Genomic DNA, 14,821 nt, shown 5'->3' with positions numbered 1-14,821 from the left:
CCCGGGCGTGATCGAGCTTGTCGAGCGGCATACGGCTCTCGCCGTTGTGGTCGGGTCGCGGGCGTACGGGCTGCACGGCCCGGGCTCCGACTACGACCGGCGTGGTGTGTATGTGGCACCGACACGGGCGTACTGGCGCCTCGACAAGCCGCCCACCCATCTCGACGGTCCGGCGGCGGAGCAGTTCTCCTGGGAGTTCGAACGCTTCTGTGTGCTTGCCCTGCAGGGCAACCCGACGGTTCTGGAGGTGCTCTGGTCCCCGCTGGTCCAGACGATCACCGTCGACGGGGAACGGTTGCTGGCGACGCGGCAGGCATTCCTGTCGAGGCGGGTGGCGGAGACCTATGGCAGCTACGCCCGGGATCAGCTCAACCGGGTGGCGGCCCGCCGCGAGCGCACCGGCGAGACGAACCACAAACAGGCTATGCATATGATCCGGCTGCTGGTCGCCGGGGCGCACGTGCTGCGTACCGGGGAGGTGCTGGTCGACGTTCATCACCTGCGTGACCGGCTCCTCGCGGTGCGGCGCGGCGAGTTGCCCTGGGCTGAGGTCGCCGCCTGGGCGGCGGACCTGCTTGTCGAGCTCGCCGACGCGGCCGCCGGCACCGCGCTGCCCGAACAGCCCGACCGGGACGAGGTGGATCGGCTGCTCACGGCAGTGCGGGAAAGGAACCTGTAGTGACCATCGAGGTGCCGTCGTGGGCCGCCGAGGCAGCCCGCGCCCTGCCCCGTCCGCTGCTGTTCGCCACCGTCAGCGGTGCGCACCTGTATGGGTTCGCGTCCATCGACTCCGACCTGGATCTGCGGGCCGCGCACCTGCTCCCGCCCGAGGAGGTGGTGGGGTTGCGCACCGGGCCGCAGACGTTGCAGCACATGGGCGTGCGCGGTGGCGTCGAGCTGGACGTGGTCAGCCACGATCTGTTGAAGTTCGCCAAGCTGTTGAACAGCCGCAACGGGTACGTTCTGGAGCAGCTGCTGTCGCCGCTGGTGGTGGTGACCACCGCGGTGCACGCCGAGCTCGTTGCTCTGGCCCCGCGACTGGTCACCCGTCACCACGCACACCACTACCTCGGATTCGCGGCCACCCAGGAGAAGTTGTACGCCAGAACCGGGCAGCTCAAGCCTGCGCTGTACACGCTGCGGGTCCTGCTCACCGGGATCCACCTGATGCGGACCGGCCGGGTGGAGACGGACCTTGGTGTGCTCGGAACGGAGTTGGCGTACGTGCCGGACCTCATCGCCGCCAAACGGGAGGCCGAGCATGGACTGCTTCCCGCCGGCGCGGCGGAGCGACTCGCCACTGATGTGCCGCGGCTGCGCGCCGAGCTGGAGACGGCCCGGGAGATCTCGGCGCTGCCCGAGTGTGTAGAGCCGGCAGCCGTGGACGCCCTGCACGACCTGGTGGTGCGTACCCGACTGGGATGAGCTCCGGATGGGGCACGCATCAACTCCGGGCGGAAGGCCGAGAACACCTGCGCCATCGAGCATCGCCCAAGTCGAACAGGCCCGAGCGCTGCAGGGATGACGGCCTAGGAGTCGCCGGACGTGGCGTCGCCGCAGCCGGCGAGAAGACCGAGTTTGGCCCGTACGTCGGATGCCCTGGCCGCGTCGACGGTCTCGAGGATCGCCAGCGACTCCCGCCACGAGCGGCGGGCGTTCTCGGTCTCGCCGACGGCGGCGTGGGCGTCACCCAGGTGATCCAGGACCTCCGCCTGGTCGAGGCGGGCGCCGACGGCGCGGAACAACCGGAGGGCGCGCTGGTAGTGCGAGATCCCGCGCCGGTGGAGATTGGCGCGAACGAGCGCGTAGCCGAGGCTGTCCCAGGCGTTCGCCTGACCCGCCGGGTTGTCCAACCGGCGGTGCAGCGCCAGCGCGCGCCGGCAGTAGATCTGGGCGGCTACGGTGTCGTCGAGCGTCGCGTGGTACCACCCGACCAGGTTCAGCGCCTCGGCGACACCGAGATCGTCCCGCGCGGCGGCGGAGAGGACGAGCGCCTGCTCGGCATGGTGCAGCGACTCTCGGGGGTGATCGCGGGTCTCGTGCAGCCAGGCGATGTGCCGATGCGTCTGCGCCTGCCCCTCCCTGTCATCGACCTCGACGTAGAGCGCGAGAGCCCGATTGAAGTGTCGTAACGCATCGTCGTGGCGTCCGGCGGACGTGAAGGCGTGCGCCACGGACAGGTGTGCCCTGGCCTGTGACGGGCGGTCGCCGAGGCGTTGCGAGGCGGCCAGCGCCGCCTGCTGGACACGAGCCTGCTCGTCGTGGAGCCCTTGCCGGTAGAGGTAGGTCTGCACCGCTTGAGCCAGCAGCATGACGTGGCGATCCAATCCGACGACACCGGCGATGCTGACCGCCGTCATGAGCGCGGGCAGTTCGCTGGCGAACCAGGCGAACGCAGCTCCGATCGTCGTGATCGATTCGACCACCGTGCCCGACCCCGCGACGGACAGCGGCGGCGGCTGCCGCTGCGGTCGCAGGATGGCCGCTGCCGCTGCCGCGGTGTGGAGGAAGTGGTCGAGGGCCCGACGCAACGCCTCGACGCGCTCCGCCTCGTCGAGTCGCTCGTGGGCCAGCTCCGCGGCGTAGGCCGCCAGCAGGTCGTGCAGGAGGTATCGACCTTCCGCGCGTTCGACCACGAGATGTGCCCGGACCAGCCGGGCCAGCAGGGACCTCACCGTGTCGGGTGGCAGCCCGGCCAGGCTGGCCGTGGCGGCAACGGTGATTTCCGGTCCCGACCAGGCTCCGAGCAGGCAGAACAAGCGTGCCGACGCGTCGTCGAGGCCGACGTACGAGTCGGCGAAGACAGCGCGAAGGCTGGTGCCGGCCTCGTCGGCGGCGAGGAGGTCCAACCGACTGCGGTCGTCCGCGAGCTGACTGGCGAAGGCGGACAGTGGGAAGGAGGGTTGTTGGACGGCGTGCGCGGCCACAATCGCCAGGGCCAGCGGCAGCCGGGCGCACCGCTCAGCGATGTGCGCGATGGCTTGTGGCTGCGCCTCGGCCCGCCCGTCGTTCAGCCGCCGGCGGAGGAACTCGTTGCTTTCCTCGTCGCTGAAGGTGCCCAGACCCACCGGATGCGCCCCGTTGCCCGCGACCAGACCGGTGAGCTGGTCACGGCTGGTCACGATCACCATCGCCGTGGGGCTGCCAGGCAGTAACGGACGTACCTGGGCGACGTCGCGGGCGTTGTCCAACAGGACAAGAAGCCGCCGCTCGGCGAGCGTCATCCGGTAGAGGTCCAGCTGCGCGCCGCTGTCCGCCGGTATCCGCCCGGGCGGTACGCCGAGCGCATCCAGGAGGCGGCGGATCGCATAGGTCGGCTCGACCGCCGGCTGTCCCGGCGTGAACCCGAGCAGGTCGATGTAGAGCTGACCGTCCGGGAAGCGATGCCGGTTGCGGTGTGCCCAGTGCACCGCGAGGGTTGTCTTGCCGACGCCGGGAGCACCGCTGACCAGGCAGATGGGTACCGCGGTCGGTTGCTCGACCGCCACCGTGGCGAGCACCGCGTCCAGACGAGCGAGCGGTTCGGTGCGGCCGGTGAACCCGTACGCGTCCGGTGGTAGGAGTGCCGGGACGGGCCGCCACGGCGCCGGCGCCGCCCGGAGGTGCTCATGTCGCTGCGGCTCGGGCGTACCGATGGCGCCGTGCCGGACCTCGACATGCTCGGTATTTGCTGGTCCCGGCGCGCCCTGCCCGTCACCGTCCGCCCGGCGCAGCCCCGGGTCGACAGGGTCCGACAGTTCGCCGACCGTCTCGCGGGCGGCGCGCAGCCAGCGTTCCCGGTCCGGCTCGCTCAGCCCCAGCGCGTCGGCCAGTGCACGCACCGTGCTGCCGCGGGGCGACAGCACCCGGCCGGACTCGATCTCGCGCAGATGCCGCACGCTCACACCGGCGCGAGCGGCGAGTTCCTCCTGAGTGAGGAGAGCCCGGGCCCGATGCGCCCGAAGCATCGACCCGAACATGAACCTCCCCATCCGCCTGCCAGGACGATACGGGAGCGAGGCACCGGCGAACCACCGCCAAAACGCCGGTTCGCCGCCTGTTCCCCAGACATCGACAGGTGTGAGAGTTGTCCGACGGCGGCGCGACCCCGGACACCACCGGATCGCGGCGTGACCGGGCGCCACCTACCGGAAGACCCCGGCAAGAGGGGTGGAAATGCTTTCCAGACGTGGGGCAGGTGCCCGGCGGGAACGGACCAGGGAGGTCAGATGACAAGACTGCTCGACCGGCTGCTCGGCATGGCGGCCGGCACCCGGACCGCGTACGCGGGCTGCGCGCCGGACACCTGGAGCGAGCCCACGTGTACCCAGCAGAACGGCTGGTCCGCGAGGTGCAGGCGCGACTGTTCGATCAACTTGGGCTGCACCGTGCGGTGCGGTGCCGAGTACAGCTGCGTGTGTTCGCCGAACCCGTGCTGATTCAGTGCCGTTCCGACCGCGGCCGCCGGCAGCCCTCGGCGCCCGCACCGAACCCGAAGAGCCAGAGGCCGGCAGACCCGGCACGTCAACCAAGGAGAGTCACATGACCAGAGTCCTCGACCGTCTGCTGGGCATGGCCGCCGGCCGCGCCAGCGCCTCGGCGACCTGCCCCCGGGAGAGCTGGACGGAGTGCAAGGCGACGCAGATCGGACCCAACAGCTGGAACCGGTGCACCCGCGTGGCCACCCAGTCGGGCACCTGCGCCATCACGTACACGTCGTGGGCGTGCCGGTGCGAGACGTTCGCCTGCTGATCCGGCCTGTCGTTTCCTGACACCAAGACTCGGGGTGAGGTTCCAGATGTGGTTCCTGCTGGTGATCGTCCGCCTGCTGCTGAACGGCGTCCTTCTCCTGGCGGGACTGAGCAAGGTCCGGTCCCGGCAGGCACTGCGGGAGTTCACCGGCTCGGTTCACAGTCTGGGACTGGGCCGAGGCCGCTTCGCCGTGGCGCTCGGGGGCACGGTCGCGGCGGTCGAGGTGGGGGTGGCGACACTGCTCGTCACCCCCACCCTGAGCGCCGTCGGACTCGTGGCCGCCGGGCTGCTGCTGCTCGCGTTCACCGCCGTCGTCCTGCGAGCTCTCCGCCGCGGAAGCACCGCGCCGTGCCGCTGCTTCGGCTCCTCCGGTGGCCCGTTCCGCCGCGACCACCTGTGGCGGAATCTGCTGCTCGCCCTGCTGGCGTTCGGCGCCGCCGCGGTCACCGCGGTGGTCGCGCCCGCGGCGCCGGCCTCGCTCGACGCCTGGCTGCTCGCCGCGTTCGCCGGCGTGGTCGGCGCCGGACTCGCTCTACCGATCATCTACTGGGATGACGCGCGCTTCCTGGCGGGTCACTACTCCTGAGGAGCCATGGTGCACACCGGTCTTCTCGCCGCGGTCGTCATCCTCGCCGCGGCCTGCACGCTCAACCTCGCTCTCGTGTTGCGGCTCAGCAAGATCGTCCGCGAACGGCCGGCCGCCACCCCGACACCTGACCCCGGTCTGCCGGCGCTCGGTCTCGAACTGCCCGCCTTCGCCGGCCTCACCACCCGAGGGTCAGCGCTGTCCTCGGCGGACCTGACCACCGGCACCGTGGTACTGGCCTTCCTGTCGACCACCTGCGGACCCTGCCGGGAGAGCCTGCCCCGGTTCGAGACGTTCGCGGCCGAGCTGCGGGCCGCCGGCGGGCGGGCGGTGGCCGTCGTCTCCGGCCCGGCGGAGGCCGGCGCCGCAGGCATGGTCGACGCGCTCAGTGCCAGCTGCGACACCATGGAAACGGCCGGCTACGAGGACGCCCGCTTCGCCGCGTTCGGGGTGTCGGCGTACCCGACCTTCCTGCAGTTCACCGACGGTCGGCTGACCGTGGCGGCCCACTCGGTCGCCGCGCTGTCCGTTCCCGTCGCCGCATGACACCGGCGGCATCGGCCACCAGGTGGCCGGGATGGCACGAGAGTCGCGCCCGGCTCCGCGATGCGCTGCGACTCGGCTGGAGGGCCAGTCGGTGGCTGACCGCGGCCGAGTTCGGCACCGCGATCGTCCAGGGCGGTGCCGCCGTCCTGCTCGCCTGGCTGTCGAAGCTGCTCATCGACGACGTCGCGGACGGGAACTTCGGCCGGGCGTTCCGGCTGGGCGCCTGCGTCGCCCTGACCGGCATCGCGGTCGCGGTCCTGGGCCAGCTCGACCAGTACGTGACGCCGATGCTGCGCCGCCGCATCACCCTGGAGGTCCAGCGCACCCTGTTCGCCAAGGTGAACTCGTTCGTCGGACTGGCGCCGCTGGAGAACCCGCAGCTGTACGACAGCCTGCGGCTGGCCCAGCAGGCCGGCGAGTCCGCCCCGCAACAGACCACCAACGGGCTGGCGGGCACCGCCGGCGGCCTGGTCCGGCTCGCCGGCTTCGTCGCGGCGCTGTACGTCCTGTGGCCGCCCATGGTCGTCCTCACGGTGCTGGCCGCCGTGCCGGTCGTGGTGGTCGATCTGCGCCTGGCCGGCGGCCGGGCCGGAATGCAGCTGGTCACGTCGCCCGGGTACCGCCGGCGGTTGTTCTACCAGATGCTGCTGACCGACCGGGCTGCGGCGATGGAGGGCCGGCTGTTCGGCACCGGGCCGTTCCTCTACGGAAGGATGCTGGACGCCACCCGACAGACCAACCGGACCGAGGACGCGTTCGACCGGCGGGTGTTCCGCCTCCGGGCGGGATCGGCGCTGCTCAGCGGGCTCGTCACGGCGGTCGGGCTGCTCCTGGCCGTGCACCGGGCAGCGGCGGGCGAACTGACCCAGGGTGACGTCATGCTGTTCGTCGCGGCCGTCGCCGGCGTGCAGGTCGCCCTGCTGGGCACGGCCGCCCAGCTCGTCTCGGCGTACGAGGCCCTGCTGATGTTCGGCACCTACCGTGAGGTGCTCGCGGCGCCGCCGGACCTGCCGGTGGCGGACGGGACGCTCGAACCGTTGCGCGACGGCATCGAGTTCCGCGACGTGTGGTTCCGTTACGACGACGGGCCCTGGGTGCTGCGCGGCGTCTCGTTCACCGTCCCGTTCGGCAGTGCCGTCGGGCTCGTCGGTGAGAACGGTGCCGGCAAGAGCACGATCGCGAAGCTGCTGTGCCGCTTCTACGACCCGCAGCGCGGCGAGATCCGGTGGAACGGCGTCGACATCCGCTCGGTACGGCCCGAGCTGCTCCGGGCCCGGCTCGGCGTCGTCTTCCAGGACTTCGTCCGCTACGACCTGACCGCGGCGGAGAACATCGGGCTCGGCGCGCTCGACGCCCTCGACGACCGGTCCCGTGTCACGGCCGCCGCTCGGCTGGTCGACGCCGATCCGTTCCTCCGCCGCCTGCCGTCCGGGTACGACACCCTGCTGAGCCGCGTCTTCTTCGTCAACGAACGCGACGCCGCGGGCGCGGGCACCACCCTGTCCGGCGGGCAGTGGCAGCGGGTGGCGCTGGCCCGTTCGGTGATGCGTACCGAGGCCGACCTGCTCATCCTCGACGAGCCGAGTTCGGGTCTCGACGCGCGGGCCGAACACAGCGTGCACCGGGCCCTGCGCACGTACCGCCGCGGCCGTACCAGCCTGCTGATCTCGCACCGGCTCGGCACGCTGCGCGACGCCGACCGCATCGTGGTCCTGGACGCGGGCCGGGTGGCCGAGGCCGGCAGCCACGACGAGCTGATCAGTCTGGACGGCACGTACGCCCGGCTGTTCGCGTTGCAGGCCGACGGTTACCGCGACCGGCCGGGCGCGACGGTGGGTGCGTGATGCCCGGAACCGTCGCCGCCCTCGCCGGCAGCCTCCTGGCCGGGGCGTTCGTCTTCCTGCGGCTCCGGTACGTCCGGGTGACGGTGTTCGGCCGCAGTATGGAGCCGACCCTGAGGCAGGGCGACCGGGTTCTCATGGTCCGCCGTGCCGTCCGTCCGGACGACCGGGGCGCGGTGGTCCTGCTCGTCGCGCCGCCGGACGCCACCCGGGAACCCGGCCTGAGCGAATGGCGGATCAAGCGGCTTGTCGCGCTGGCGGGCGATCCGGTCCCGCCCGAGGTACGCGCGGCGAGGAACCTACCGGCGGGCGCCACGGTGCGACCCGGCGAGGTGATGGTCATCGGGGACAACCCGCGCAGTGAGGACAGCCGACAATGGACCGGGCTGCCCGCGCGGCTCGTGGTCGCGGTCGCCCGCTGTTCCGGACAGCACTCCAGCTCGGCGACCCGGCCCGGTGAGGCGGGACCGGAAGCGGTCAGGTGGTGTCCAGGTGACCGCGCTGGTGCAGGACGAACAGCAGCGCCATGGCCGGCACGACGAGCAGAAGCGCCGCGGCGGCAACGACGGTGAGCGACGCCAGGGTGGCGTCGGGAGCCGCGGCCTCGCCGATGCGGAGGTGGGTGCCCAGCAGGTACGGGTACTGCGCGACGCCCCAGCCGGCCACCACCGTGCCGGCCGCGCCGACGGCGAGCGCCTGCAGCACCCGCGGTGCCGCCCGATGCAGCAGCGCGATGCTGGCCAGCCCGCATGCCGCGGAGACCAGCACCAGCGGCAGGCCGCGGCCGGTCAGCCCGTCGAACAGACGCCCGGCGTCGGCGTGCAGGATGGCGATCCCGGCCAGCGCCACGGCCCCGGTCACCACGGTGCTGGCCTGGGCCCGGCGGCGGAACCAGCCCTCCAGGCGGGCGTCCGAGCGGGTCCGGGCTTCGGCGGTGAGGAACACCGCGGCGACGAACGCGCACACCCCGACCGCGAGCACCCCGCCGAGCAGCGACGTCGGGTTGACCCAGCTCGTCACGGGATCGCCGTGCCCGCCGGCGGGCACCCGCCCGGAGGCGATCCCACCGGCAACCGTGCCGAGGAAGAACGGCGTGATCACCGACGAGGTGGCGAACGCCGCCCCGGTCGCCCGCTGCTGGTCGGTCTTCACCACCACCTTCCGGAACGCGAACCCGCTGCCGCGGACCACGATTCCCAGCGCGGCGAGGCCGAGCGGGATGTAGAGCGTGGTCATGATCGCGGCGAACGCGGACGGGAAGCCGGTCCAGAGCATCACCAGGCAGAAGATCAGCCACACGTGGTTGGCCTCCCACACCGGCGCCAACGTCTGGTCGATCAGGTGCCGTGAGTTCCGCCCGCGCCGCGCGCCACCGGCGGTGAGATCCCAGAAGCCGGCACCGTAGTCGGCGCCGCCGAGCACGGCGTAGGCGGTGACGCCGATGAACAACACGAGGGCGGCGAACGTACTCATGCCTGACCTGCCGCCGGCGTGGCCTCCGGACCCCGGGCCGGGCCGTAGGGCACGTCCGTCTCGGTCGCCCCGCCCTGGTCGCGCCAGCGGCGGCGCAGCAGCCGCAGGACGTACACGGTGGTGGCGCCGACCGCCACGTACAGCGCCACGGTGGCGGTGAAGAACAGCCACAGGTTGCCGGACGTGGTGACCGCGTCCCGGGTGAGGAGGTGACCGACGACAGTCCACGGCTGCCGGCCGACCTCGGTGACCACCCAGCCCGCCTCGAGCGCCACCACCGCGAGCGCCCCGCTCACCGTTGTCGCCCGCAGGAACCACCTGCTGCGCGGCAGGTCACGGCGGCGCCACCAGGCCAGGGCCCACCAGGCGGAGAGTCCGAGCAGCGCCGTGCCGATGCCGACCATGACGTCGAAGCTCAGGTGGACGATCGCGACCAGCCGGTCGGGTGGCCGCACCTCGGCGGGGATGGCGTCCAGGCCACGGATGCGGGTGGACGGCGAGTAGCCGGACAACAGCGAGGCCCCCGACGGGATCTCGATGCCGCCGTGCACCTTCCCGTTCGCGTAGACGCCGCCCAGGACCTCCGGCACGTGGGTGCCCGTGGTCGGTACGGCCTCGATCGCGGCGAACTTCGCCGGTTCGTTCCGGTAGACCTCGCGCGCGGCGATGTCGCCGACGAAGATCTGCACCGGGGTGACCAGCGCCGCGACGGTCAGCGGTATCGCCAGGCCGAGCCGGTGGTACCGGTCGCGGCGGCCGCGCAGCATCCCGGCGGCGTAGACGCCGGCGACGACGAACCCGGCGACCATGTACGCGGCCAGCAGCATGTGAACGGCCTCGAACCCGAACGCCCCGTTGAAGATCACCTCCAGCGGGCGGACCGCCACGATCCTGCCGTCCCGCATGGTGAACCCGCCCGGCTGGTTCATCCACGCGTTGGCCGCGACCACCGACAGCGTGCCGCCGATCCCGGACAGCACCACCGGCACACCGGTCCAGAAGTGCGGCCACGGGCGCATCCGCTGCCACCCGAAGACGTAGATGGCGACGAAGATCGCCTCCAGGAAGAAGAACAGACCCTCGATCGCGAAGGGGATGCCGAACGCCGCGCCGTAGGTGCCCATCAGCCGCGGCCAGAGCAGCCCGAGCTCGAACGACAGCACCGTCCCGGACACCGCGCCGACGGCGAACAGCACCGCCGCCACCTGCGACCAGCGACGGGCCAGCAGCAGCGCGGTCTCGTCGTTGCGACGAATGCCCCGGGCGTTCGCGACCAACATCAGGAAGGTGAAGGCCACCCCGAACGGCACCAGGATGATGTGGAAGCCGAGGGTGAAGGCCATCTGCTCGCGCGCCGGCAGCAGCTGCGCCGGATCGGCCGGCACCAGAGCGGCGCCGACCGTCATCAGCGACAGACCAGGCATGGCCCGTGCTACCCGGTCACGGCTGCCGGAAACGTACCGATGGGGTGAGATCAGGCGGAGCGCAGGGTGACGGGCGGCCACCCCGAGCGCCCGCAGCGACGGTGCCTAGTCAGCGACGTGGATGACGATCTTCCCGCGGCGTTTGGCCGTCGCGAGCGCCTCGTAACCGGAGCGTGTCTCGCTGAGGGGCACCACCCGGTCCAGCACCGGCCGCAACCGGCCGTTGTCGACGAGCTCGGCGATGGAACGCAACGCGTTCCGGTCGGGTTCGACGATGAAGTACACCCCTCGTACGCCGTGCCGGGCGGCCTCCTGCTGGTCGGGTGGGGTCACGAGGGTGACCAGGACACCACCCGGCCTCAGGACCGACCAGGACCGGGACTGGGTGCCTCCTCCGACGAGATCGACGACCACGTCGACGTCCCGAACGTGATCCTCGAAGCGGTCGTGCGCGTAGTCGATGACCTGCTCGGCACCCAGACCCCTGACGAATTCCAGGTCGGCCGCCGCCGCCGTGGCGCTCACGCGAGCACCGAGACCGGCCGCGAGCTGCACCACGTAGCTCCCCACGCCGCCGGCGCCGCCCTGCACCAGCACGTGCTGGCCGGCCTGCAGGTCGGCGTGGTCCACCAGTGCCTGCCACGCTGTCAACGCGGCCAAGGGGAGCGCTGCGGCGTGGTCGTGGTCGACGCTGGCGGGTTTGGCCGCCAGGACCGCCGCGGGCAGGGCGACGTACTCCGCGGCCGCGCCGTCGCTGGTGAAGGGGATCAACCCGTAGACGGCCTCTCCCTCGGCGGGGCTGTCCACCCCCGCCCCGCACGCCGCGACGACGCCGGAGAACTCATGCGACGGGATGATCGGCGTGCGCTCCGGCCCCGACCCGTCCGAGCTGTGCGTCCACGTCTGCGGCCAGGTGAGCTCAGTGGGTGTCATGGAGGCAGCCTTCACGGCCACCAACACCTCACCTGGCCCCGGCTCCGGCCGCGGCGCCTCCTCGTACACCAGCCGCTCCGGCCCGCCTCTGGTGTGAGCTCTCACGGCGTGCATCGTGCTCATCCGACGACTGCCCCCTCCCGGCCACATGTCGATCGGCCCGCGGCCGCCGCTGGGACGAGCCGGAGGCCAACTCCCGCATTATCGGGCGGTTAGGCAGCGCCCCGGTGGGACTTCCGCAACCCTTGGTCGTTCGGTTGGGAAGCGCGGTATCAGGGGCCACGTACGCGATCCAGCCCTCCGCCCCGGCCGGGGTCACGTCCGGGCGGTGATGTGCGCGCCCCCCGTGCGTGTGGCGGTTCCGAGCGGGTAATGGTCCCCGGCACGCCGACCGTCGACACAGCGACTAGGAGCGAGCGATGGGCACACGACACGCCTCGGCCGATGACCTCGCTTCCGTGGGCCTCTCGGTCCTGCGCTGCGCACTGGCGACGAACATCCTGTGGATCGGTGCCCTCAAGTTCAGGCAGTACGAGGTCGAGAATGACGAGCCTCTGGTCACCTCGAGTCCGCTGTTCTCGCGGTTCCGGGCGAAGCTCGGTGCCCAGCGGCTCAACCGACTCATCGGGGTCACGGAGCTCGCCGTCGGCTCCCTGATCGCCGCGAAGCCGCTTGCGCCCAGAGCGTCGGCGATCGGTAGCTTCGGGGCGGTCGGGATGTTCCTCACCACCCTCAGCTTCCTGGCCACGACGCCCGAGGCCCGGCAGGAGGGGCAGGGGGTCTTGAGTCTGTCCCAGCTGGGGCAATTCCTGTTGAAGGACACGGTGCTCCTCGGTGCCGCCCTCATGACGGCTGCCGAGTCGCTGCGCGCCGCCCGCCCCTGCTGAGCCTCGCGGCAAGCGCTCGATCAAGGACCGGGTACCCGGACTGGCGAGCTTTCATGATCATCAGGTGTTCCTGCCGCTCGCGTATGTCAACTCGCCATGCCGGCTGTGCCGGCCGTGCCGATGTGCGGGTCACGTGCGGCGAGGACGGTGAGCAGTGCGGCGACGACGGCGAGTCCGCCATATCCGAGGACGATCTGCGGCAGTGCGAAGGTCTTCGAGAGTTCCCCGGAAAGGAGGCTGGGGAAGGCGGCGCCGCTGTAGCACAGGACGTAGATCAGGCTGAAGATCGGTGCCCGGTCGGCCAGGCTGCTGTCGTGCAGCAGGCCGCGGGTGGCGGCGCTGATGGCGATGCCTTGACCGGCGCCGGCGACGACGGTTGCGGCGACGAACAGCGCCAGCGTGCCGATGGAGATCGCGGCGATGATGCCGATCCACCCGGCCAGAAAGATGATCATGCCGATCCGTTGGGCCGCCGCGGATCTGAACCGGCCGCCGAGGGGAGCGCCGAGAACGCTGGGGGCCATGTAGGCGGCGAACACCAGTCCGAGGACGAACGGGCTGTGGGTGTGGAGCTGGTCGTCGACCAGCGCGGGCACGAAGGCCTGGTAGAAGGCCCCGGTCGCCCAGGTGGCCAGGAACACCGCCGCCGCGACAGGGAGCAGATGCCTGACCCGGGCCGGTACGCGGACCCGCGGTAGCAGCGATCGCCACGCGCCCGCCGTCGGCTCCGCGGTTTCCGGGCTGACGACGATGAGCGCGGCGGACAGTACGAGGAGACCGGCGCACAGCAGGTAGATGAGGTCGCGTGGCCAGGGACCGAACTGGACCAGGGCGCCGGAGGTGATGGCGCCGAGGGTGAGGCCGAGCATGGGTCCCTGGCTGGAGGCGACGGCGGCCAACCACTGCGGCCTGGTGGGTGCGGCGTCGACGATGTAGGAGGTGAGGCTGCTGCTGGCCAGGCCGGTACCGACCCCCATGAGCAGCCGACCGGCCAGCAGGGTGCCGATGTCGTGCACGTGCAGGAGCAGCAGGCAGCCCAGCAGGAGCAGGCCGAGGCTGGCGATCGCGGTGCGCCGCCGGCCCAGATGATTGGACAGTCGCCCCAGCACCAACAGTGCGGCGATCGTGCCGACGGCGGTGGTGACGACGGCCATCGAGATGCCGGCGTTGGTGAATCCGTCCTCAGCCCGGTAGACGTTGAACAGGGGGATCGGCGCGGCCGACGCGGCAAACGTGGCCACCAGGGAGACCACCGCCGATGAGAAGGCCAGCCGGAGCGTCCTGCTCCGGCCAGCCTGGTTGATCACAGGTGCCGTGCGCTGCATCGATGCGTGCCTTTTCCTTGGTCTGAACCGGCCCCAGAGCTTCTGGAGGCTTCGGGTGGATGCGCAGCCGGCCCGAGTCCCTAGGGACGGACGCGGATGACGGTTTTCCCCGGGGTCCGCTCGGTCCGGTTGAGAGCGGCGACGGCGTCGTCGAGGGCCGCCACGGTGCCGATGTGCGTCCGCACGCGTCCGTCCCGGACCCGCCGGACGATCTCACCCAGCTGGGCGCGGTCGGACACGACGACGAAGTCGATCGCCAGGCCCTCAGCGGGCCGCGCCTCCGGCCGGCCGGTGACGGTCACCAGCGTTCCTCCGGCTCGAACCAGACCCGCGGACCGCTTCTGGATGTCGCCGCCGAGGACATCGAAGACCAGATCGACTCCGCCGACGTCTTCCAGGGTGTCGTTGTCGAGGTCGACGAACTCGTGCGCGCCGAAGTCGACTGCGGTCTTCCGGCCGCTGGCACGTCCGGTGCCGATGACGTGGGCGCCGGCCTGACGGGCGAGTTGCGTCGCCATCGAGCCGACCGCGCCGGCCGCGCCGTGCACCAGGACGCTCTGCCCCGCCACGAGGTGGCCGTGATCGAACAGTCCCTGCCACGCCGTCAGGCCCGCCATCGCGACGCCGGCGCCCACCGTGAAGTCGACGTCGCCGGGCAGTGGCGCAAGGTTGCGCGCCTCGACGACGACATACTCGGCCAGTGTGCCGTCGCGAGTCCAGTCCGTCAGGCCGAACACCCGCTGTCCCACCGACAACCCGGTTGTCCCATAGCTGAGAGCGGTGACCACCCCCGCCACCTCGTGGCCGGGGATCGACGGCGTCCGGTCGCGGCCGAGGCGATCGATCCAGGTCGAGGGCCACTCCAGCTCATTCCCGGTGAATCCCGACCCGTGAACGGCAACGACGACGTCGCCGTAGTTCGCGCCCTCAAGGCTGGCCAGCCTCGCCGCGTCCGGCTCGGGGCGCTCCACCAGCCTCATGCCCGCCTTGCCGGCGGCCCGGTCCGTCACCACTATCGCTTTCATCTGGCTACCTCTCTCAGTACCGGTCCTGGTCTTTCCGCGCGCCCTTACCG

Annotated in this window: 15 protein-coding genes; 8 read left to right on the top strand and 7 right to left on the bottom strand. The window is 71.5% G+C overall.

Features of this window, described 5'->3' with window-relative positions:
- Window positions 1-7 precede the first annotated feature (7 nt).
- The gene (locus ACZ6PY_RS18685) at window positions 8-679 is read left to right on the top strand and encodes a nucleotidyltransferase domain-containing protein (protein WP_466073774.1); all 672 of its coding nucleotides are present in this window, start codon (window positions 8-10) and stop codon (window positions 677-679) included.
- Entirely contained in the window at window positions 679-1,425 is a 747-nt protein-coding gene (locus ACZ6PY_RS18680; protein ID WP_466073772.1) for a nucleotidyltransferase domain-containing protein, read from the top strand. Before ACZ6PY_RS18685 ends, ACZ6PY_RS18680 begins: the two co-directional genes overlap by 1 nt.
- Before the next feature lie 104 nt (window positions 1,426-1,529).
- Here the strand turns inward: ACZ6PY_RS18680 and ACZ6PY_RS18675 are convergent, their stop codons facing one another.
- Together ACZ6PY_RS18675 and ACZ6PY_RS18670 are read right to left on the bottom strand one after the other, a co-directional pair.
- Window positions 1,530-3,959 carry an ATP-binding protein gene (locus ACZ6PY_RS18675; protein WP_466073770.1) on the bottom strand — a complete coding sequence of 810 codons (2,430 nt, stop codon included), beginning with the start codon at window positions 3,957-3,959 and terminating at the stop codon, window positions 1,530-1,532.
- Window positions 3,960-4,204: 245 nt separating this feature from the next.
- On the bottom strand, window positions 4,205-4,354 hold the full coding sequence (locus tag ACZ6PY_RS18670; protein ID WP_466073768.1) for a hypothetical protein: 150 nt from the start codon (window positions 4,352-4,354) through the stop codon (window positions 4,205-4,207).
- 167 nt (window positions 4,355-4,521) lie between these two features.
- Here ACZ6PY_RS18670 and ACZ6PY_RS18665 point away from each other — a divergent pair, with 167 nt between their 5' ends.
- From ACZ6PY_RS18665 to ACZ6PY_RS18645, 5 genes are read left to right on the top strand one after another with little or no spacing between them, the layout of a single operon-like run.
- On the top strand, window positions 4,522-4,731 hold the full coding sequence (locus tag ACZ6PY_RS18665; RefSeq protein ID WP_466073766.1) for a hypothetical protein: 210 nt from the start codon (window positions 4,522-4,524) through the stop codon (window positions 4,729-4,731).
- 34 nt (window positions 4,732-4,765) lie between these two features.
- The gene (locus tag ACZ6PY_RS18660) at window positions 4,766-5,317 is read left to right on the top strand and encodes a MauE/DoxX family redox-associated membrane protein (RefSeq protein ID WP_466073764.1); all 552 of its coding nucleotides are present in this window, start codon (window positions 4,766-4,768) and stop codon (window positions 5,315-5,317) included.
- A 9-nt stretch (window positions 5,318-5,326) separates the two neighbouring features.
- Window positions 5,327-5,863, top strand: a complete 537-nt coding sequence (locus tag ACZ6PY_RS18655; protein ID WP_466073763.1) for a TlpA family protein disulfide reductase — start codon at window positions 5,327-5,329, stop codon at window positions 5,861-5,863.
- A complete protein-coding gene (locus tag ACZ6PY_RS18650; RefSeq protein ID WP_466073761.1) occupies window positions 5,860-7,707 on the top strand; it encodes an ABC transporter ATP-binding protein in 1,848 nt (615 codons plus the stop codon). Before ACZ6PY_RS18655 ends, ACZ6PY_RS18650 begins: the two co-directional genes overlap by 4 nt.
- Window positions 7,707-8,276, top strand: coding sequence for a S26 family signal peptidase (locus ACZ6PY_RS18645; protein WP_466073759.1), 570 nt, complete (start codon window positions 7,707-7,709; stop codon window positions 8,274-8,276). The genes ACZ6PY_RS18650 and ACZ6PY_RS18645 overlap by 1 nt, the downstream gene beginning before the upstream one ends.
- Here the strand turns inward: ACZ6PY_RS18645 and ACZ6PY_RS18640 are convergent.
- From ACZ6PY_RS18640 to ACZ6PY_RS18630, 3 genes are all read right to left on the bottom strand, one after another.
- Complete coding sequence (locus ACZ6PY_RS18640; RefSeq protein WP_466073757.1) at window positions 8,182-9,177, bottom strand: cytochrome d ubiquinol oxidase subunit II; 996 nt, start codon at window positions 9,175-9,177, stop codon at window positions 8,182-8,184. The genes ACZ6PY_RS18645 and ACZ6PY_RS18640 overlap by 95 nt on opposite strands.
- Window positions 9,174-10,601: a cytochrome ubiquinol oxidase subunit I gene (locus tag ACZ6PY_RS18635; RefSeq protein ID WP_466073755.1), complete on the bottom strand. Its 1,428-nt coding sequence runs from the start codon at window positions 10,599-10,601 to the stop codon at window positions 9,174-9,176. Before ACZ6PY_RS18635 ends, ACZ6PY_RS18640 begins: the two co-directional genes overlap by 4 nt.
- 105 nt (window positions 10,602-10,706) lie before the next feature.
- Window positions 10,707-11,603 (bottom strand): NADP-dependent oxidoreductase, encoded by an 897-nt coding sequence (locus tag ACZ6PY_RS18630; protein ID WP_466073753.1) that lies wholly within the window; start codon window positions 11,601-11,603, stop codon window positions 10,707-10,709.
- 350 nt (window positions 11,604-11,953) lie between these two features.
- Here ACZ6PY_RS18630 and ACZ6PY_RS18625 point away from each other — a divergent pair, with 350 nt between their 5' ends.
- Complete coding sequence (locus tag ACZ6PY_RS18625; RefSeq protein ID WP_466073751.1) at window positions 11,954-12,421, top strand: YkgB family protein; 468 nt, start codon at window positions 11,954-11,956, stop codon at window positions 12,419-12,421.
- 86 nt (window positions 12,422-12,507) lie between these two features.
- Here the strand turns inward: ACZ6PY_RS18625 and ACZ6PY_RS18620 are convergent, their stop codons facing one another.
- Together ACZ6PY_RS18620 and ACZ6PY_RS18615 are read right to left on the bottom strand one after the other, a co-directional pair.
- Window positions 12,508-13,662 (bottom strand): MFS transporter, encoded by a 1,155-nt coding sequence (locus tag ACZ6PY_RS18620; RefSeq protein WP_466073749.1) that lies wholly within the window; start codon window positions 13,660-13,662, stop codon window positions 12,508-12,510.
- 164 nt (window positions 13,663-13,826) lie between these two features.
- Window positions 13,827-14,771 (bottom strand): NADP-dependent oxidoreductase, encoded by a 945-nt coding sequence (locus tag ACZ6PY_RS18615; RefSeq protein ID WP_466073747.1) that lies wholly within the window; start codon window positions 14,769-14,771, stop codon window positions 13,827-13,829.
- Window positions 14,772-14,821 lie beyond the last annotated feature (50 nt).

It is taken from the genome of Micromonospora sp. NPDC048907, assembly GCF_055586885.1.
Note: the sequence above shows the minus strand (reverse complement) of the source record. Positions and strands in the feature narration are given on the sequence as shown.

What these genes read in the sequence shown, in the direction of transcription:
- ACZ6PY_RS18675 (WP_466073770.1), bottom strand. Translation starts at nt 3,959, where the DNA reads ATGTTCGGGTCGATGCTTCGGGCGCATCGGGCCCGGGCTCTCCTCACT.
- ACZ6PY_RS18665 (WP_466073766.1), top strand. Translation starts at nt 4,522, where the DNA reads ATGACCAGAGTCCTCGACCGTCTGCTGGGCATGGCCGCCGGCCGCGCC.
- ACZ6PY_RS18650 (WP_466073761.1), top strand. Translation starts at nt 5,860, where the DNA reads ATGACACCGGCGGCATCGGCCACCAGGTGGCCGGGATGGCACGAGAGT.
- ACZ6PY_RS18645 (WP_466073759.1), top strand. Translation starts at nt 7,707, where the DNA reads ATGCCCGGAACCGTCGCCGCCCTCGCCGGCAGCCTCCTGGCCGGGGCG.
- ACZ6PY_RS18640 (WP_466073757.1), bottom strand. Translation starts at nt 9,177, where the DNA reads ATGAGTACGTTCGCCGCCCTCGTGTTGTTCATCGGCGTCACCGCCTAC.
- ACZ6PY_RS18635 (WP_466073755.1), bottom strand. Translation starts at nt 10,601, where the DNA reads ATGCCTGGTCTGTCGCTGATGACGGTCGGCGCCGCTCTGGTGCCGGCC.
- ACZ6PY_RS18625 (WP_466073751.1), top strand. Translation starts at nt 11,954, where the DNA reads ATGGGCACACGACACGCCTCGGCCGATGACCTCGCTTCCGTGGGCCTC.
- ACZ6PY_RS18615 (WP_466073747.1), bottom strand. Translation starts at nt 14,771, where the DNA reads ATGAAAGCGATAGTGGTGACGGACCGGGCCGCCGGCAAGGCGGGCATG.